The sequence below is a fragment of the Kingella sp. SNUBH-2017 genome (genome assembly GCF_028680565.1).
Taxonomy (GTDB): domain Bacteria; phylum Pseudomonadota; class Gammaproteobacteria; order Burkholderiales; family Neisseriaceae; genus Kingella_D; species Kingella_D pumchi.
Genome location: NZ_JAPHVK010000011.1, coordinates 27,232 through 44,779, shown reverse-complemented (window position 1 = coordinate 44,779; position 17,548 = coordinate 27,232). Strand labels below are relative to the sequence as shown.

Genomic DNA, 17,548 nt, shown 5'->3' with positions numbered 1-17,548 from the left:
TCAGCCGCGGCCGGTGCTGCCGAAGCCGCCTTCGCCGCGCTCGCTGGCAGCAAAGTCGCTAACCACTTCAAAAGCAGCCTGAACCACGGGCACAATCACCATCTGCGCAATCCGCTCGAAAGGTTGGACGGTAAAGGCGCTTTGGCCGCGGTTCCATACCGAAACCATCAGTTCGCCCTGATAGTCGGAGTCGATCAGGCCGACGAGATTGCCGAGAACGATGCCGTGTTTGTGCCCCAAGCCGGAGCGCGGCAGAATCATCGCCGCCAGATTGGCATCGGCCAGATGGATGGCGATGCCGGTGGGGATCAGCTCGGTTTGGCCGGGTTGGAGAATGAGTTCGCGCTCGATGCAGGCGTGCAAATCCAGGCCGGCGGAGCCCTGGGTGGCGTAACGCGGCAGGCGCTCCTGCATTTGCGGGCGGACGATTTTGAGTTGGACGGTTTGTTTGGACATGGCGGGTTTCCGTTGGTTTTGGGCGCTTAACGGCGGCTGCCTTCGCGCCACATATAGTAGTCGCGCAGCGGCGGTACGGGCGGGTTGAGACAGTGCGGACAGATCAGGGTGGTTTCTTCGTCTTCATCTTCGTAGTCGATGTGCGAAGCGTTGGGGTCGAAGCGGCTTTGCTGCATCACCGCTTGCACCAGCGCCTGCTCTTGGACGACATCGAAGTCGAAACGTTCGAGAATTTCGTCAAGCAGCGCCTGCTCAGGTGGAGTGAAGCCGGCGGCATTGCGGCGAATCATGCCGGCGTAGTCGGGATTGCGGATTTTTTGGTCGAGTAACGGATACATGATGTTTTCAGGCTGCCTGAAAGCGCTGCGGCAGCCGGCAAAAAAAGCGCCATGATACCCGAATCTGCCGGCGGACGGCAGCGCGGCGAAGCATGCCGCTTCGCTGCGTTTTCAGGCTGCTTTGCCGGCCGGCGCAGTTGGGCGGTGCGGGGAATTCGAGTACAATGCCCGCCGTTTTGCCGCAAGGCTTGGTAACGAGAGGAATTGGGATGGACGGATCGGTTTGGCAGCAGAAATGGGTAATCGGCAACTGGAAAATGAACGGCCGGCTGCAGGACAATAATGCTTTGGTGCACAATTTGCGGACGCTGCCGGAAATGCCGCGCGTCTGCATCGGCATCGCGCCGCCTACGGTTTATCTGCTGCAGGCTTTCAATGCGGTGCAGATTGTTCTCGACAATCCCATCCGCACTTGCGCCCAAGACGTCAGCCGCTTTGCCGGCAAGGGCGCCTATACCGGTGAAGTGTCCGCCGAAATGCTTGCTGATGTGGGCGTGGACATCGTGCTGATCGGCCATTCCGAACGCAGCCTGTATTTCAATGAAAAAAACGATACCCAGCGCCACAAAATCGAAAACGTGCTGAAAGCCGGCATTACGCCGCTGCTGTGCGTGGGCGAAAGCTTGGAAGAGCGCGAAGACGGGCGCGAAAAAGAAGCTGTGGCTTACCAGTTGTCGGTATTGAAAGGGCTGCCGACCAAGAATTTTGTTGTCGCATACGAGCCGGTTTGGGCGATCGGCACCGGAAAAGTTGCCACAAAAGAGCAGATTGCCGATATGCACGAATTTATTTACCGCGAAGTCTTGTTATTGTGTGGTGAAGGTGTTAATATCCGCGTCCTTTACGGCGGCAGCGTTAATGAAAAGAACGCCGCCGAAATTTTTAGCGTGCCGCATGTCGATGGCGCACTTGTCGGAGGCGCATCGCTGAAATACGAATCTTTCAGCGCTATTATTCGCGCCGCACAAGAAGCTTGAAAACATTATGGTAGCGTTTAAGACCCTGATTTGGATTATTAATATTTTCTCCTCTTTGTCGATTATCGTGCTGGTTTTGATGCAGCAGGGCAAAGGGGCAGATGCCGGAGCCGGTTTAAGCGGTACCGGCAGCGCGCAGGGCGTATTCGGTTCGGGCGGTAACGCCACATTCCTAACCCGGATGACTGCCATCGCCGCCGCAGTATTCTTTGCTTCCGCACTCGCTTTGAGCTACATCCACTCCAATGCCGCCGGCACCACACTGGATTTCAGCAGCGTGAAGCAGAAAAAACAACCGGCCGCAGGCCATACCACTCCCAGCCAGCAGCAGCCGGCATCCGGAGTAAACAACTGAGTTAAAGTCTATTGCCGACATGGTGGAATTGGTAGACACGCTATCTTGAGGGGGTAGTGACCGTAGGTCGTATGAGTTCAAGTCTCATTGTCGGCACCACATTAGAAAAGCCTGCTAAATCAGCAGGCTTTTTCTTGCTTTTCATTTGCGACACATTGTGATAGACGGAAATAAAAAAGACCGCGGTTTGCGGTCTTTTTCTAATTTGGTGCCCGGGGTCGGACTCGAACCGACACGCCTTGCGGCGGGGGATTTTGAGTCCCCTGCGTCTACCAGTTTCGCCACCCGGGCGGCAGCAAAGCGGGCATTATAGTTTTTTTTCGGCGTTTGTCAAAAGAATGTGCGTGAAAACGGGATGGTTTCCGAATAAATATTTGTTGAAATATCGTTTTTAGTTTTATTTTTGGGTCTTTTCAGGCAGCCTGAAAAGGCAAATTAAAGATATTTGCCCGCTTTTCTTTTTGTGATTAAACGGTTATAATCCGCAAAATTTTTCATGTTTACTTTTAACTGAGAAATGGCCCCCGCAGGCCATTTTTTGTTTTTTATAGCAGATGTAAATGGATATTCAGCAAATTTTAGACAAAACCCTGCCGGGTTTGGGTTACGAGCTGGTGGATTCCGAATTGGATGCCCACGGCACCCTGCGCGTATTTATCGACAAAGAAGGCGGCATTACCGTGGAAGACTGCGCTACCGTCAGCAACCACCTGAGCCGTTTGTTTGCGGTGGAAGACATCGACTACCGCAATCTGGAAGTGTCCAGCCCCGGCTTGGACCGCCCTTTGAAGAAAGCAGCCGACTTCGTGCGTTTTTCAGGCAGCCTGATCAAGTTGAAAACCCGCTTGCCGGTGGACGGGCAGAAAAACTTTATCGGCCGCATCGAGGGTTTTGACAACGATGTATTGGCCTTGTCTTTCGACGGCAAGACCGTTGCCATCGAACTTTCCAATATCGACCGCGCCCGAATCAAGCCGGAATTTAAATTTTAACCGCATGGCGGATAAACAGGAGACAACATGAGCCGCGAGATTTTGCAGTTGGCCGAAGCCTTGGCCAGTGAGAAGAACGTTGATGCCGAAATCGTATTCGGTGCTTTGGAATTTGCTTTGGGCATCGCCGCCAAGAAAAAGGCCGAGCGCGAGCATATGGACGTGCGCGTGGAGATCGACCGCGATACCGGCAGCTACCAGACTTTCCGCCGGTGGCTGATTGTGGAAGACGAAGCCTATACCTATCCCGAACTGGAAAAAACCATCGAGCAGATTCAGGAAGAAATTCCCGGCATCGACATTGCCGTGGGCGATTACTACGAAGAAGAGTTGCCCAACGAAAGTTTTGGTCGCCAAGCCGCGCAAACTGCCAAACAAATCATCCTGCAGCGCATCCGCGATGCCGAGCGCGAGCAGATTCTGTCCACTTTCCTGGCAAACCGCTCTGATATCGTGGTCGGTACGGTCAAGCGAGTTGAGCGTCAGGGCATTATCGTCGAGCTGGCACCGAAACTTGATGCGCTGCTGCCGCGTCAGGAAATGCTGCCGCGCGAAAACTACCGCAATGGCGATCGCATCCGCGCCCTGTTTTTGCGGGTGGAAGAATTTAACGGCGGTCGCAAACAAGTCATTCTGAGCCGTACGCAGCCTGAATTTCTGCGCCATCTCTTTGAGCAGGAAGTGCCGGAAATCGGCGACGGCCTGCTCGATATCCGCGAAGTGGCGCGCGATCCTGGCCAGCGTGCCAAAATCGCCGTTAAGGCCAACGACCAGCGCATCGATCCGCAGGGCACCTGCATCGGCGTGCGCGGCGCCCGCGTCAATGCCGTTTCCAACGAATTGGGCGGCGAGCGCATCGATATCGTGCTGTGGTCGATGGATACCGCGCAATTTGTGATTAACGCCCTGTCGCCTGCCCAAGTCAGCCGCATCGTGATTAACGAAAGCGACGACGGCCGCGAATCGGTGGACGTAATCGTTGCCGAAGACCAGCTCGCGCTGGCTATCGGCCGCAGCGGCCAGAACGTGCGTTTGGCCGCCGAGCTGACCGGCAAAGAGCTGAACATTATGACCGTGGAAGAGGCCGAAGAGCGCCATGCCGCGGAAGACGCACAAATCCGCGCCCTGTTTGTCGAGCACCTGAATGCCGACGAAGACACCGCCAATATTCTGGTGCAGGAAGGCTTCACTTCCTTGGAAGAAGTGGCTTATGTGCCGGCTGAAGAGTTGCTGGAAATCGAAGGCTTCGATCAGGAAATCGTCGATACCCTGCGCAGCCGCGCCCGCGACGCCATTCTCACGCTGGCGATTGCTTCTGAGGAAAAACTCGACAATATCGCCGAAGACCTGCGCACACTGGAAGGGGTTGACCAAGATATGCTGCGCGATTTGGCCGATGCCGAAATCACTACCCGCGACGATTTGGCCGAGCTGTCGATTGACGAGCTGATTGAAATCACCGGCATCGAAGAAGAAGAAGCCAAAACCGTCATTATGGCCGCCCGCGCCCACTGGTTTGAAGAAGACAGCGGCAACGGGCAGGCGGAACAACAACAATAAAGGGGGCCGAACACAATGAGTAATACCGTAGAACAATTTGCCGCCGAGCTGAAAAAAAACGTTGCCGATTTGCTGGAACAGTTGAACAACGCCGGCGTGGCCAAGCAGTCCGGCAGCGACAGCATCACCGCCGACGACAAAGCCGCGCTGCTGGCTTATCTGCGCCGCACCAACGATACCCAAAGCAGCACCATCCGCGTTGCGCGCACCAAAACCGAAGTGAAAACCATCGGCTCCGTCGAAGTGGCCACCAAGCGCCGCAGCCGCAAGGTTGTGGTGCCGTCCAGCGAAGAAATTCTGGCGCAGGCGCGTGCCGAGCAAGCGCTTCAGGCTGCCGAACCGCAGCCGGATGCTGCAGAAGAGGCTGCGCGCGCCGAAGCCCGTGCCAAAGCAGAAGCAGAAGCTGCCCGCCTGAAAGCAGCCTCCGACAGCAAACGCAGCGCCGGCAAAGAGCAAAGCGAAGCGGCTGCTGAAGCAAACGCTGCGCCTGAAACGCCTGCCGAAACCGTTGCCCCCGAGCAGCCTGAAACTGATGTAAGCGAGCCTGCTACTGCCGTGGCAGCCGATAAGCAGCCTGAAAAAACCGCAGCTGCAGGTGACGAAGGCGAAGCCAAAGGCCGCCGCAAGAAAAAGGCCAAGGCAGCCGAAGAGTCGCAGCAGCCGGTTGAAGTCGTCAGCGCTGCCGAAGCAGAGCGCCGTGCCGAAGAAGAGCGTCGTGCCGTCGCCCTGCGTGAGCATCAGGAAAAACTGCAGCGCGAAAAACTCGAACGCGCCGAGCGTCAAGCCCGCCGCGAAGCTGCGAAAAAACAGGCGCAGGAAGAAGCCCGTGCCGCGCAGGCCGGCGCCCAGCGCAGCGCCAAGCCCAGTCAGGAAAAACCTGCTGTGGCCGCGTCTGCCCAAAGCGCTCCGTCTGCCGCCAAACTGGTTTCAGGCAGCCTGAATGATTCCGGCAGCGGCAACAGCCGTAAAAAAGACGAACGTCGCAACAGCCGCGACGACGAAGGCCAAGGCCGCAACGCCAAAGGCAAAGGCGGCAAGGGCGGCCGCGACCGCAACGCCGGCCGCGACGACGAGCGCGTGCGCGGCGGCAAAAAAGGTAAGAAACTCAAACTTGAGCCCAATCAGCACAGCTTCCAAGCACCGACCGAGCCGGTGGTGCACGAAGTGCTGGTGCCCGAAACCATCACCGTGGCCGATTTGGCACACAAAATGGCGGTGAAAGGCGTGGAAGTGGTCAAAGCCCTGATGAAGATGGGCATGATGGTCACCATCAACCAATCGCTCGATCAGGACACCGCGCTGATTGTAGTGGAAGAACTCGGCCACATCGGCAAACCGGCCGCCGCCGACGATCCGGAAGCCTTCTTGGAAGACGGAGCAGTACAGAACGATGCCGAAGCCCTGCCGCGTCCGCCCGTCGTTACCGTGATGGGTCACGTCGACCACGGTAAAACCTCGCTGCTCGACTACATCCGCCGCGCCAAAGTGGTGCAGGGCGAAGCGGGCGGCATCACCCAGCACATCGGCGCCTACCACGTGGACACCCCGCGCGGCGTCGTTACCTTCCTCGATACTCCCGGCCACGAAGCCTTTACCGCCATGCGTGCGCGCGGTGCGAAAGCCACCGACATCGTAATTTTGGTGGTGGCCGCCGACGACGGCGTAATGCCGCAAACCATCGAAGCCATCGCCCACGCCAAAGCGGCGGGCGTGCCGATTGTCGTTGCCGTCAACAAAATCGATAAGGACGCCGCCAATCCCGAGCGCATCCGCCAAGAGCTGACCGCGCACGAAGTGATCGACCAGGCTTGGGGCGGCGACGTGCAGTTTGTCGACGTATCTGCCAAAAAAGGCACCAACATCGACGCCCTGCTCGAAGCCGTGCTGCTCGAAGCCGAAGTGCTCGAACTCAAAGCCCCCGTCGCCGCGCCCGCCAAAGGCATCATCGTCGAAGCGCGTCTGGACAAAGGACGCGGCGCCGTCGCCACGCTGCTGGTGCAGAGCGGTACGCTGAAAAAAGGCGATATGCTCTTGGCCGGTACGGCGTTTGGCAAAATCCGCGCCATGACCGACGAAAACGGCAAAGCCATCAGCGAAGCCGGTCCGTCGATTCCCGTGGAAATCCTCGGTTTGTCTGACGTGCCCAACGCAGGCGAAGATGCCATGGTGTTGGCCGACGAGAAAAAAGCCCGCGAAATCGCCCTGTTCCGCCAAGGCAAATACCGCGACGTGCGTCTGGCCAAACAGCAGGCCGCCAAGCTGGAAAACATGTTCAACAACATGGGCGAAAGCCAGGCGCAATCGCTGTCGGTCATCATCAAAGCCGACGTGCAGGGTTCTTACGAAGCGCTTTCGGGCAGCCTGAAAAAACTGTCCACCGACGAAGTGAAAGTCAACGTGCTGCACAGCGGCGTCGGCGGCATCACCGAATCCGACGTCAATCTGGCAATTGCCTCCGGCGCCTTCATCATCGGCTTCAACGTGCGCGCAGACTCCTCCGCCCGCAAGCTGGCCGAAAACGAAGACGTGGAAATCCGCTACTACAACATCATCTACGACGCCATCGACGATGTAAAAGCCGCCATGAGCGGCATGCTGGCGCCGGAAGAGAAAGAGCAGATTACCGGCACGGTGGAAATCCGCCAGGTCATCAGCGTGTCCAAAGTGGGCAACATCGCCGGCTGTATGGTTACCGATGGCGTGGTCAAACGCGATTCGCACATCCGCCTAATCCGCAACAACGTCGTTATCCACACCGGCGAACTCTCCTCGCTCAAACGCTTCAAAGACGACGTCAAAGAAGTACGCATGGGCTTCGAGTGCGGCCTGATGATCAAGGGCTACAACGAAATCATGGAAGGCGACCAGCTCGAATGCTTCGACATCGTCGAAGTGGCGCGTTCGCTGTAAATAAAGCCAAACAAAAGCAGCCTGAAAACCGGAATAAGGTTTTCAGGCTGCTTTTTTGCGTTTGATTCGGCGTTTGGGAAGCAATTGTTGCAGTTGGTTTTCAGGCTGCCTGAAAACACGTTGCGGGTGGGCGGCACGGATAATCAGACCGAGATTCGTATCAGCCTTTTGTAGAGATGGGAAGCTTTTTCAGGCTGCTTTGGATTCGGATAAAACAAACAGGCAGCCTGAAAAAGTTTCAGGCTGCCTGTTGGGTAGGCCGCGTGCGGGCTTATTGGCAGTATTTGGCGATATCGGAGTCGTAACGCTGAACCAAGTCGCCGCGGGATTTGGAGCTGCGGGCGGCGTTGTCGCGGTTCATGCGCGCCATTTTGCAGTTCTCGGCCTTGGTTTCTTGTTCGCGTTTGGCGTTTTCTTCTTCAATTTTTTTGTTTTGCTCAGTGATTTCCTGATTCAGCTGCGCCTGGCGCTCGGCCAGGGTTTGCGGTGCGGCGGCCGGTTTGGTGGGCGGAATCACGGTGTTGGTGCGCACGTTGAGTACGTTGGTACGACCCATCAGCATGTTGCGGGGCGTGTCGGCGTAGGAGTTGCCGCTTTTTCCTTTCCAGTAGAACACTTCGTTGTCGGCGGCGGTGCCGGCGGCGGATACGGCCAGAAGTACGGCGGCGGCGAGCAGTTTTTTCATCATGATAATGTTTCCCTTTGCTGTTTTCAGTAGGATGCAGATAATTCGGGATTGTACTGGGTTGTGCCGTGCCTGTCATGGGAAACCCTTTTCAGGCTGCCTTTAGCGGGGCAAATATGCTACAATCACGTGCATTTTAAGCAAAACCGCCAAAGGTAGATAAAATGCGTATCGTAGAAAAAGCCTACACTTTTGATGATGTTCTTCTGGTGCCGGCACACTCTCAAGTTCTTCCCCGCGATGTCTCGCTCAAAACTCCCCTTACCCGCGAAATTACTTTGAATCTGCCGCTGCTCTCTGCGGCGATGGATACCGTTACCGAAGCGCGTCTGGCCATTTCGATGGCGCAGGAAGGCGGCATCGGCATCATCCATAAAAACATGACGATCGAACAGCAGGCGCTGGCGGTGCGCAAAGTGAAGCGCCACGAAAGCGGCGTGGTTAAAGATCCGGTAACTGTGGCGCCCGATATGCTGATCGGCGATTTGCTGGCGATGCGCGCCGAGCGCAAACGCAAAATGTCCGGCCTGCCGGTGGTGAAAGACGGCAAAGTGGTCGGCTTGGTTACCAACCGTGATTTGCGGTTTGAAACCCGATTTGACCAGCCGGTTTCCGCGATTATGACTGTTCGTGCCGATTTGGTTACCGTGCCGGAAGGCATCGGCATCGACGAAGCGCGCGAGCTGATGCACCGCCACAAGGTTGAGCGCGTGCTGGTGCTGAACGAGCGCGACGAGTTGCGTGGTCTGATTACCGTGAAAGACATCATTAAAAACACCGAATTTCCCAATGCCAATAAAGACAGCGAAGGCCGCTTGCGCGTCGGCGCAGCCGTCGGCACCGGCGGCGAAACCGAAGAGCGCGTGCGCGCGCTGGTAGAAGCGGGTGTGGACGTGATTGTCGTCGATACCGCCCACGGCCACAGTCAGGGCGTGATCGACCGCGTGCGCTGGGTCAAACAGAATTTCCCGCAGGTTCAGGTAATCGGCGGCAACATCGCCACCGCCGCCGCCGCGCTTGATTTGGCCAAAGCCGGTGCCGACGCGGTGAAAGTGGGCATCGGCCCGGGTTCGATCTGCACCACCCGCATCGTCGCCGGTGTCGGCGTGCCGCAGCTGACTGCGGTGCACAATGTGTCCGAAGCGCTCAAAGGCACCGGTATTTCAGTAATTGCCGACGGCGGCATCCGTTTTTCCGGCGACATTGCCAAAGCGCTGGCGGCCGGCGCCCATTGCGTGATGCTCGGCGGCATGTTTGCCGGTACCGAAGAAGCCCCGGGCGAAATCGAGCTCTATCAAGGCCGCTCGTACAAATCCTATCGCGGCATGGGTTCGCTCGGTGCCATGAGCCAGGGTTCGAGCGACCGCTATTTCCAAGACAAACAGGAAAGCGCCGACAAATACGTTCCCGAAGGCATCGAAGGCCGCGTGCCTTATAAAGGGCCGATTGTGCAGATTATCCACCAGCTCGTCGGCGGCCTGCGCTCCAGCATGGGCTATCTCGGCTGCGCCAGCATTGCCGAAATGCACGAAAAAGCCCAGTTCGTCGAAATCACTTCGGCAGGCATGAGCGAATCGCATGTTCACGACGTGCAGATTACCAAAGAAGCGCCGAACTACCAGCTGCGTTAAGCGGTTGGGCATCGTCTAAAAGCAGCCTGAAAACTTTTCAGGCTGCTTTTTCGTTTGGTTTTTGCATTCAGGCAGCCTGAAAGGGCATATCGTATAGAAGCGATTGCTCCTAAGCGCGCTTGCGCAAGCTGTTAGAATGCCCCGCGGTATCGGTTGCCGGCCAAACGGCAGACCGAACCGCCCAAACCGGCGCGGCAGAATTTTTCAGGCTGCCTGAAACGCCGCACATCACGATTATTATCCGACGGAGTAGAAACCATGTACCTGAATCCCAGTTTGAAAAGCATATTGGCTGCCGTAGCGCTCAGCTTCGGGCTAGCCGCCTGCGACGGACAAGGCGGCGAATCGGCCAGCCAACCGCAGCAGGCTGCCGGCGGCGACACGCTGGCCACCATCCGTGCCAACGACAAAATCCGCATCGGCGTTTTCGGCGACAAGCCGCCCTTCGGCTATGTGGACGCCAACGGCCAAAACCAGGGCTTTGATGTCGAAATCGCCAAAGAAATGGCCACCGATCTGCTCGGCAGTCCCGACAAGGTTGAATTCGTGCTGACCGAAGCGGCCAACCGCGTCGAATACCTGAAATCCGGCAAAGTGGATTTGATTCTCGCCAACTTCACGCAAACGCCCGAGCGCTCGGAAGTGGTTGATTTTGCCAGCCCGTATATGAAAGTGGCGCTCGGCGTGGTGTCGCCGGAAAAAGCGAAAATCACCGATGTCGCGCAGTTGAAAGACAAAACACTGCTGGTAAACAAAGGTACGACTGCCGATGCGTTCTTCAGCAAAAACCATCCTGAAGTCAAACTGCTGAAATACGACCAAAATACCGAAACTTTCGACGCGCTGAAAGACGGCCGCGGCGTGGCGCTGGCGCACGACAATGCGCTGCTGTGGGCATGGGCGAAAGAAAACCCCGGCTTTGAAGTGGCCATCGGCAACATCGGCCCGGCCGAGAACATCGCCCCCGCGGTACGCAAAGGCGATAAAGCGCTGCTGGACTGGGTGAACCAAGAAGTGGCAGAATTGAAGAAAAACGGCAAGCTCAAAGCGGCCTACGAGAAAACCCTGAAGCCGGTTTACGGCGACAAGGTCAAACCCGAAGAGCTGCTGGCGGAATAAACGTCCCGCCTTCGGCCTCAAGGCAGCCTGAAAACCGTTTTCAGGCTGCCTATTTTGTTTTCCAACGCTTGAAACCGCAGCATCCAACCTTTATATAGGCGTGCATATGAAATTCACCAATCCGTTCAAAAAAGGCAAAACCATGACCGAACAAAACCAGAATCCCGAAACTGTCGAAACCGCCGAGCAGCAGGCTGCCGAACTCAGCCATGAAGAGCTGCAGGCGCGCGTGGCCGAATTGGAAGGCATGCTGAAAGACGAACAGCTGCGGGGCTTGGCCAACGAGCAAAATCTGCGCCGCCGCCATCAGGAAGAGCTGCAGGCCGCGCATAAATTCGCTGCCCAGCGCTTTGCCGCCGAAATGCTGACGGTTAAAGATTATCTGGAAATGGCTTTGCTCGATCAGAGCGGTAATTTCGATGCTTTGAAAATGGGTGTGAGCATGACTTTGAACGAGCTGAACAAGGCGTTTGAAGCTACCAATATTCAGGAAATCCAAGTAGCGGCAGGCGACAAACTCGACCCGCACCGCCATCAGGCGATGCAGGAAGTGCCGAGCGAACAGGAAGCCGGCACCGTGGTCGGCGTGCTGAAAAAAGGTTATGCGATGAACGACCGCGTACTGCGCCCGACTTTGGTTACCGTGGCCAAAGCGGCCGCGGGAGCGGAGCAGTAGGGTGGTTGCCCAAAAACATTTTCAGGCTGCCTTTTTCGTTTCAGGCAGCCTGAAAAAACCAAACAGCCGAATGCGCTTGGGCATTCGGCTGTTGTTTTTTGCGTGGAAAGCCTGCTTACTTATTGGGCAGCCTGTTCTTCGCTTTGTTGGTACATGGCTTCAAAGTTTACCGGAGCCAGCAGAACCGGCGGGAAACCGGCGCGGCTGATGGTGGAAGAAACCACTTCGCGGGCGTAAGGGTAGAGAATATTCGGGCAGGCTACGCCGAGCAGCAGTTTGATGTCGTCTTCCGGAATGTTGGATAGACGGAAGATGCCGGATTGGGTAACTTCGTTCAGTAAAACCACGCGGCCGTCGGAGAGTTTGGCGGTAACGGTGGCGGTTACGCTGCACTCGTAGAAGCCGTCTTCAACCGGTTTGCTGTCGGTGCTGATGCGCAGATCTACTTCGGGCGTTTCCTGTTCCAAAAAGATTTGCGGTGCGTGCGGCACTTCCAAAGACAAATCTTTTACATACAGTTTTTCAATGGTAAAAACCGATTGTTGTTGCTCTTGGTCTTGTTCGCTCATAAGTCTCTTTCTTTCAAAAATTGGGCTGTTGGCAACAGCGCGGGAGGGAAAAGCGGCATCGGTATTTCCGAGACGGAAAACTGTCGGACATCCGGTTGAACGCGGGCAGATTCTAACATTATTGCCGGCGCTTGGCAGCAAAATAAAAACCGGACTCCTTTGGGAGTCCGGCCGTTTAATCGCGCTTGGAAACGGATTATTGTACTTCGCGGGTAATCAGAGAGCGGATGCGTACGTCTACGCGGCGATCCGGCTCGATACATGCGATAAGGGCAGAGCGTTTTTTCGCTTTGGATACTTTTTTGCCCAGTTTCGCAACTTCGGCTTGGCAGCTCTCGGTCATGCGGGCTTGGCTTTCGCCCAGACCAACTGCAGACACTTTGCCGGCAGGTACGCCGTGGCTGGTCAGGTAGTTGGCCACAACATTAGCACGGCGCTCAGACAGAGCTTGGTTGTACTGCTCGGTACCCATGAAGTCGGTGTTGCCTTCTACGCGTACGGATTCTACGCGGGTGTCAGACAGGCGTTGAACCAGGTTGTCCAGAGTTTGAACGGCTTCAGTGCGCAGAGTGTCTTTGTCAAAGCCGAACAGGAAGTTGCTGGACAGGTTAACCACTTCCTCTTTGTATTGCGGTTCGGGTTGCGGTTCGGGTTGGGGCGGAGCTTCGGGCTGACGGTCGCCACATTCAACCAGGCCGTTTTCGGCTTTGTTCAGGAAGCTGTTTTCCCAGCATTCGTTGTAGCTGTTGCGAACCACTTCGCCGGATTCTTGGCTGGTGGTGTAACCGTAGGCGTTTTGTTCGTGAGCCATAGCGCCTGAAGAAGCCAGCAGGGCAACGATCATTGCGCTTAATTTCAACTGTTTAGTCATTGTTATTCCCTCATCAAAAATGATTTGTGGGGCGGAGGATACAGAACTTCCGCCTAGTATAGGAGGTCTGAGTGCCGTGTTGGCGGCGCTTTGCAAACCTGAATTTAACCGCGTCTACTATAAGAACCTGCATGCGTTCTGTCAATAGAAATGCGGTTTGCCAAAGGGGTTTGGCTGACTTTAATAATGCACAACTGGCTGTTCTTTGTCATATATTTTATGGTGCCGCGGTGGGTTTTGCGGCAAATTGCGTTGCAATAATGCAACAGAAAAGCAGGCGAATTCGAGTTTTTGATTTATTGCGGTGCGCATGCTACATTTGCGCGCTTTATTTACATTTTTGCCAAAATTCAAACCACTATGAAATTACAGCAATTGCGCTATGCGGTGGAGGTTTTCCGCCGCAATCTGAACGTTTCGGAAGCGGCCGAGGCGCTGTTTACTTCCCAGCCCGGTGTGTCCAAGCAGATACGGCTTTTGGAGGAGGAGCTGGGCACGCAGATTTTTATCCGCAGCGGCAAGCGCATTGTATCGGTTACCCAGCCGGGGCAGGCGATTTTGGAAACTGCCGAGCAGATTTTGCGCGAAGTTCAAAACATTAAAAACATCAGCGGCGAATTCACCGGTACGCGCAGCGGCAGCCTGACTTTGGCGGCCAGCGGCACATTGGCGCGTTTCAGGCTGCCTGAAACCGTTGCCCGCTTTACCGCGGATTATCCCGACGTTCATTTAAACATCAAATGCGGCAGTCCGCAGGAAGTGGCCGATATGGTGTACCGCGGCGAAGCCGATTTGGCGCTTTCCGGCGATTTGCCCGACTTGCCGGCCGATGTCGGCAGCCTGCCGTGCGGGCAATGGCATTATGCAGTGTTTGTGCCGCCGTCGCACCGTTTGGCCACGCTGCCTGAAATCACGCTGCGCGATTTGGCCGACGAGCCGCTGCTGGCTTACGGGTTCAGCTTTGACGCCGGTACCGTGCTGGCGCGCGCCTTTGGCCGTGGTCGGGTGGCGGATTATCGCGTGGCGCTGGCGGCGGACGATGACGATTTGCTGAAAACCTATGTCCGTCTCGGTTTGGGCGTCGGCCTGCTCAACCGCGATGCCCACGACGATGCTGATGCCGGTATTGTGATGCGCGACGCCGGCCGCCTGTTCGAGCCGGTGCCGGTGCAGATTCTGCTGCGCGGCGACGCCCTGATCCGCAACTACGTTTACGATTTCATCGCCATGCTGGATGCCGGCCTGACCCGCGATCGCGTCAACCAGCTGCTTTACACTCCCGCCCAAGAAGACTTTTCCATCTGATGATGAACGAGCTGCTGCACCGCATTTCCCGTTTGCCGCCTTTCGGATTCGCCGCCTTTGTTTGGCGGCGTTTTCAAAAAGTGCGGCTGATGCAGGTCGCGTCCAGTCTGACCTTTACCACGCTGCTGGCGCTGGTGCCCCTGCTGACCGTTACGTTGGTGGTGCTGACCGCGCTGCCCGACTTCAGCGGTTTTCAGGCTGCCTTAAACGGTTTTATCACCAGCCTTATCGTTCCCAGCGGCGCAGCGGCGGTGGCCGACTATCTGCAGGGTTTTCGCGAGCAGGCCGGGCAGCTTACCGCCGTGGGCGTGGCGTTTATGGCGTTTTCGTCGCTGCTGCTGGTGCAGACCATCGACGAAACCTTCAACCGCATCTGGAACATCCAAAAGCCGCGCCCGCTGCTGATCGCCCTGCCGATTTATGTGCTGCTGCTGACTTTCGGGCCGGTGCTGGTTGCCGTGAGTTTGTCGGCATCGGCGTATGTGTTCAGTCCCGAATATCTCGATGCCCATCTGCCGTGGCTGGCAGGCAGCCTGAAACAGCTCGGCGCATCCCAGATCCCCGGCCGCTTTTTGCTCGACACGCTGACCCTGTGGCTGCTCTACCGTGTGGTGCCCAACTGCCTGGTTCCCGCCGCCAACGCCCTGATCGGCGCCGCGCTCACTGCCGCGCTGCTGGAAGCCGCCAAATGGGGCTTTGCTTTTTATATCGCCAATTTCAACAGCTACCGGCTGATTTACGGCGCGTTTTCCGTGGTGCCGGTGTTTTTGGTGTGGCTGCATCTGCTGTGGCTGATTGTGCTGTTTGGCGCCCTGATTACCGCCTGCCTGCCCTACTGCCGCCGCCGCGCCTATCTCAAGACCGACGGCGCGCAGGTTTTGTTTGACGACGCCGTCTATGTGCTGCTGGTGCTGTGGCGCGCACAAGAGCAGGGCGGTTTGCGCCAACGCGATTTCAGGCTGTATATCGCCATCGGCTACGACGCACTGGCCAATCTGCTGGACGCCTTAAAACGCCTGGGCTACATTAAAACCGTCCGCGGCCGCTGGCAGCTGAAGCCCGATGCCGGCGAAATCATGCTCGACAGGCTGTTTGCCCAGTTTGTGTACGACCCCAAACACCATCCCGACGGCCGCATCGCCGCCGAAATGGCCGGCCTGCTCGAACCCGCCGTTCGCGCCCTGAACATCAGCCTGCGCGAATGGGGCGAGCGCAATCCGCCGCAATAAACCGCCGGCGAACCAGTTTTCAGGCAGCCTGAAACGGCTGCCACCCGTTTGTTCATCCCCAACCATAAAGGAAGTGCTATGAAACCCGTTTTATACCGTCCGCTTGCCGCGTTTACCCTGCTGGCGCTTGCCGCCTGCGGCAACCAGCGCGCCCCCGAATCCCAAGTTGCCGAAGTATCCGGCGTGCCGGCCGAAGCGATGGACAGAGCGGAAGTGATGTACAAAGCCGAACCCTCAAGCGCCAGCAGCAAACGCTCGGGCGTAACCCTGTATGGCCAAATCATGCCCTTCGCCATGATGGTCAACCAACGCAGTCGCACCGCCGCCGAAGCACGCCCCCTGCGCACCGACACCGAGCGCTACCAAAAGCAGCCTGAAAACCCCGTCAAAGCCGTTGCCCAAGAGCCCGTTTCCACCTTCAGCATCGACGTCGATACCGGCAGTTACGCCAACGTGCGCCGCTTTCTCAACAACGGCCGCCTGCCGCCCAAAGACGCCGTGCGCATCGAAGAAATCGTCAACTACTTCCCCTATTCCTACCCCCTGCCGCAAGACGGCCGCCCTTTCGCCGTCCACACCCAAACCGTCGATTCCCCGTGGCAGCCTGAAGCCAAACTCGTCAAAATCGGCATCCAGGCGCAGGACACCGCCAAGAAAAACCTGCCGCCTGCCAACCTTGTCTTTTTGGTGGACGTCTCCGGCAGCATGAATTCGCCCGACAAACTGCCGCTGGTGAAAAAAGCCCTGCGCCTGCTCACCCAGCAGCTTCGAGCGCAGGACAAAGTTACCATCATCACCTACGCATCCGGCGAAAAACTCGTGCTGCCGCCCACTTCCGGCAAAGACAAAGACACCATCCTACGCGCCGTCAACAGCCTGGAAGCCGGCGGCGCAACATCGGGCGAGCGCGCCCTGCGCATGGCCTATGACGAAGCGCAAAAAGCCTTCGTTAAAAACGGCATCAACCGCATCCTGCTAGCCACCGATGGCGACTTCAACGTCGGCGTGGCCGATACCGAAACCCTCAAATCCATGGTGGCCGAAAAACGCAAAAGCGGCATCTCGCTCAGCACCCTCGGTTTCGGTACCGACAACTACAACGAAGAGATGATGGAACAAATCGCCGATGCCGGCGACGGCAACTACAGCTACATCGACAGCGAAAAAGAAGCGAAAAAAGTGCTGCAACACCAGCTCACCTCCACCCTCGCCACCGTCGCCCAAGACGTCAAAATCCAAGTCGAATTCAACCCCGCCGCCGTCAAAGAATACCGCCTGGTCGGCTACACCAACCGCACCCTGCGCAACGAAGACTTCAACAACGACAAAGTCGACGCCGGCGACATCGGCTCCGGCCACAGCGTCACCGCCCTTTACGAAATCATCCCGCAGGGCAAAACCGGCTGGCTCGCCGATTCCCGCTACCAAAAAGCCCCCGCCGCAGACGGCAGCAAAAACGAATACGCCTACGTCAAAGTGCGCTACAAACTGCCCGGCCAAAGCGCAAGCAAACTGATCGAACAACCCGTTCCCGCCCGCAGCATCCCGCTGGCGCAGGCCGACGCCGACACCCGCCTCGCGCTGGCCGCCGCCTCCTACGCCCAACAACTGCGCGGCGGCGAATACAACGGCAAACTCGACTGGAATACCATCGAAAAAATGGCCGCCAACACCCGCGCCCGCGACCCCTTCGGCCTGATTGCCGAGTTCCGAGAACTCGTCGGCATCGCCAAAAGCCTGAGCAGCAAGCAGCCTGAAAAACAGGGCGAGTAACGCGGCCAAAGGCAGCCTGAAAAACGGAAAACCGGTTTTCAGGCTGCCTGTCCTTTCAGACGACCTCAAAGTACCCGCACTCTCTTACCGCCTGCGCGGGAA

16 protein-coding genes and 2 tRNA genes are annotated in these 17,548 nt (G+C 57.1%); 12 read left to right on the top strand and 6 right to left on the bottom strand.

Annotation, left to right across the window (positions count from 1 at the left end):
• Positions 1 to 456, bottom strand: coding sequence for a dUTP diphosphatase (dut, locus tag OP500_RS09000; RefSeq protein ID WP_238746434.1), 456 nt, complete (start codon positions 454 to 456; stop codon positions 1 to 3).
• A 26-nt stretch (positions 457 to 482) separates the two neighbouring features.
• A complete protein-coding gene (locus OP500_RS08995; protein WP_238746433.1) occupies positions 483 to 794 on the bottom strand; it encodes a hypothetical protein in 312 nt (103 codons plus the stop codon).
• A 209-nt stretch (positions 795 to 1,003) separates the two neighbouring features.
• Between OP500_RS08995 and tpiA the strand changes: the two genes are divergently transcribed.
• The 3 genes from tpiA to OP500_RS08980 all read left to right on the top strand — a co-directional run bounded on the left by tpiA (position 1,004) and on the right by OP500_RS08980 (position 2,225).
• On the top strand, positions 1,004 to 1,771 hold the full coding sequence (gene tpiA, locus OP500_RS08990) for a triose-phosphate isomerase (protein ID WP_238746432.1): 768 nt from the start codon (positions 1,004 to 1,006) through the stop codon (positions 1,769 to 1,771).
• A 7-nt stretch (positions 1,772 to 1,778) separates the two neighbouring features.
• On the top strand, positions 1,779 to 2,126 hold the full coding sequence (gene secG, locus OP500_RS08985) for a preprotein translocase subunit SecG (RefSeq protein WP_238746431.1): 348 nt from the start codon (positions 1,779 to 1,781) through the stop codon (positions 2,124 to 2,126).
• 13 nt (positions 2,127 to 2,139) lie between these two features.
• Positions 2,140 to 2,225 (top strand) — tRNA-Leu (locus OP500_RS08980).
• Between the two features lie 107 nt (positions 2,226 to 2,332).
• On the opposite strand, the gene OP500_RS08975 is transcribed toward OP500_RS08980, so the two are convergent.
• Positions 2,333 to 2,417 (bottom strand) — tRNA-Leu (locus tag OP500_RS08975).
• A gap of 269 nt (positions 2,418 to 2,686) precedes the next feature.
• Between OP500_RS08975 and rimP the strand changes: the two genes are divergently transcribed.
• The 3 genes from rimP to infB are packed head-to-tail and all read left to right on the top strand — an operon-like array spanning position 2,687 to position 7,588.
• The gene (gene rimP, locus OP500_RS08970; RefSeq protein WP_238746429.1) at positions 2,687 to 3,118 is read left to right on the top strand and encodes a ribosome maturation factor RimP; all 432 of its coding nucleotides are present in this window, start codon (positions 2,687 to 2,689) and stop codon (positions 3,116 to 3,118) included.
• 27 nt (positions 3,119 to 3,145) lie between these two features.
• Positions 3,146 to 4,678, top strand: coding sequence for a transcription termination factor NusA (gene nusA / locus OP500_RS08965; RefSeq protein WP_274070744.1), 1,533 nt, complete (start codon positions 3,146 to 3,148; stop codon positions 4,676 to 4,678).
• Between the two features lie 15 nt (positions 4,679 to 4,693).
• A complete protein-coding gene (infB, locus tag OP500_RS08960) occupies positions 4,694 to 7,588 on the top strand; it encodes a translation initiation factor IF-2 (RefSeq protein WP_274070743.1) in 2,895 nt (964 codons plus the stop codon).
• A gap of 271 nt (positions 7,589 to 7,859) precedes the next feature.
• Here infB and OP500_RS08955 read toward each other — a convergent pair whose 3' ends face one another.
• Complete coding sequence (locus OP500_RS08955) at positions 7,860 to 8,276, bottom strand: hypothetical protein (RefSeq protein ID WP_238746423.1); 417 nt, start codon at positions 8,274 to 8,276, stop codon at positions 7,860 to 7,862.
• A 161-nt stretch (positions 8,277 to 8,437) separates the two neighbouring features.
• Between OP500_RS08955 and guaB the strand changes: the two genes are divergently transcribed.
• From guaB to grpE, 3 genes are all read left to right on the top strand, one after another.
• On the top strand, positions 8,438 to 9,904 hold the full coding sequence (gene guaB, locus OP500_RS08950) for an IMP dehydrogenase (protein ID WP_238746421.1): 1,467 nt from the start codon (positions 8,438 to 8,440) through the stop codon (positions 9,902 to 9,904).
• A 258-nt stretch (positions 9,905 to 10,162) separates the two neighbouring features.
• A complete protein-coding gene (locus tag OP500_RS08945; RefSeq protein ID WP_274070742.1) occupies positions 10,163 to 11,023 on the top strand; it encodes a cysteine ABC transporter substrate-binding protein in 861 nt (286 codons plus the stop codon).
• Positions 11,024 to 11,165: 142 nt separating this feature from the next.
• The gene (gene grpE, locus OP500_RS08940) at positions 11,166 to 11,699 is read left to right on the top strand and encodes a nucleotide exchange factor GrpE (protein WP_238746493.1); all 534 of its coding nucleotides are present in this window, start codon (positions 11,166 to 11,168) and stop codon (positions 11,697 to 11,699) included.
• Positions 11,700 to 11,818: 119 nt separating this feature from the next.
• Here grpE and secB read toward each other — a convergent pair whose 3' ends face one another.
• Both secB and OP500_RS08930 read right to left on the bottom strand, forming a co-directional pair.
• The gene (gene secB, locus OP500_RS08935; RefSeq protein WP_274070741.1) at positions 11,819 to 12,268 is read right to left on the bottom strand and encodes a protein-export chaperone SecB; all 450 of its coding nucleotides are present in this window, start codon (positions 12,266 to 12,268) and stop codon (positions 11,819 to 11,821) included.
• A 196-nt stretch (positions 12,269 to 12,464) separates the two neighbouring features.
• Entirely contained in the window at positions 12,465 to 13,139 is a 675-nt protein-coding gene (locus OP500_RS08930; protein WP_238746417.1) for an OmpA family protein, read from the bottom strand.
• Between the two features lie 360 nt (positions 13,140 to 13,499).
• On the opposite strand from OP500_RS08930, the gene OP500_RS08925 reads away from it, so the two are divergent.
• The 3 genes from OP500_RS08925 to OP500_RS08915 all read left to right on the top strand — a co-directional run bounded on the left by OP500_RS08925 (position 13,500) and on the right by OP500_RS08915 (position 17,446).
• Positions 13,500 to 14,444 carry a LysR substrate-binding domain-containing protein gene (locus OP500_RS08925; protein WP_238746416.1) on the top strand — a complete coding sequence of 315 codons (945 nt, stop codon included), beginning with the start codon at positions 13,500 to 13,502 and terminating at the stop codon, positions 14,442 to 14,444.
• Entirely contained in the window at positions 14,444 to 15,673 is a 1,230-nt protein-coding gene (locus tag OP500_RS08920; RefSeq protein WP_274070740.1) for a YihY family inner membrane protein, read from the top strand. The genes OP500_RS08925 and OP500_RS08920 overlap by 1 nt, the downstream gene beginning before the upstream one ends.
• A gap of 78 nt (positions 15,674 to 15,751) precedes the next feature.
• Entirely contained in the window at positions 15,752 to 17,446 is a 1,695-nt protein-coding gene (locus tag OP500_RS08915; protein ID WP_443135146.1) for a vWA domain-containing protein, read from the top strand.
• Positions 17,447 to 17,548: the final 102 nt, after the last annotated feature.

Bases quoted from the DNA above. Each gene is read 5' to 3' on its own strand.
- dut (WP_238746434.1), bottom strand. From the start codon at position 456: ATGTCCAAACAAACCGTCCAACTCAAAATCGTCCGCCCGCAAATGCAG.
- OP500_RS08995 (WP_238746433.1), bottom strand. From the start codon at position 794: ATGTATCCGTTACTCGACCAAAAAATCCGCAATCCCGACTACGCCGGC.
- tpiA (WP_238746432.1), top strand. From the start codon at position 1,004: ATGGACGGATCGGTTTGGCAGCAGAAATGGGTAATCGGCAACTGGAAA.
- secG (WP_238746431.1), top strand. From the start codon at position 1,779: ATGGTAGCGTTTAAGACCCTGATTTGGATTATTAATATTTTCTCCTCT.
- rimP (WP_238746429.1), top strand. From the start codon at position 2,687: ATGGATATTCAGCAAATTTTAGACAAAACCCTGCCGGGTTTGGGTTAC.
- nusA (WP_274070744.1), top strand. From the start codon at position 3,146: ATGAGCCGCGAGATTTTGCAGTTGGCCGAAGCCTTGGCCAGTGAGAAG.
- infB (WP_274070743.1), top strand. From the start codon at position 4,694: ATGAGTAATACCGTAGAACAATTTGCCGCCGAGCTGAAAAAAAACGTT.
- OP500_RS08955 (WP_238746423.1), bottom strand. From the start codon at position 8,276: ATGATGAAAAAACTGCTCGCCGCCGCCGTACTTCTGGCCGTATCCGCC.
- guaB (WP_238746421.1), top strand. From the start codon at position 8,438: ATGCGTATCGTAGAAAAAGCCTACACTTTTGATGATGTTCTTCTGGTG.
- OP500_RS08945 (WP_274070742.1), top strand. From the start codon at position 10,163: ATGTACCTGAATCCCAGTTTGAAAAGCATATTGGCTGCCGTAGCGCTC.
- grpE (WP_238746493.1), top strand. From the start codon at position 11,166: ATGACCGAACAAAACCAGAATCCCGAAACTGTCGAAACCGCCGAGCAG.
- secB (WP_274070741.1), bottom strand. From the start codon at position 12,268: ATGAGCGAACAAGACCAAGAGCAACAACAATCGGTTTTTACCATTGAA.
- OP500_RS08930 (WP_238746417.1), bottom strand. From the start codon at position 13,139: ATGACTAAACAGTTGAAATTAAGCGCAATGATCGTTGCCCTGCTGGCT.
- OP500_RS08925 (WP_238746416.1), top strand. From the start codon at position 13,500: ATGAAATTACAGCAATTGCGCTATGCGGTGGAGGTTTTCCGCCGCAAT.
- OP500_RS08920 (WP_274070740.1), top strand. From the start codon at position 14,444: ATGATGAACGAGCTGCTGCACCGCATTTCCCGTTTGCCGCCTTTCGGA.
- OP500_RS08915 (WP_443135146.1), top strand. From the start codon at position 15,752: ATGAAACCCGTTTTATACCGTCCGCTTGCCGCGTTTACCCTGCTGGCG.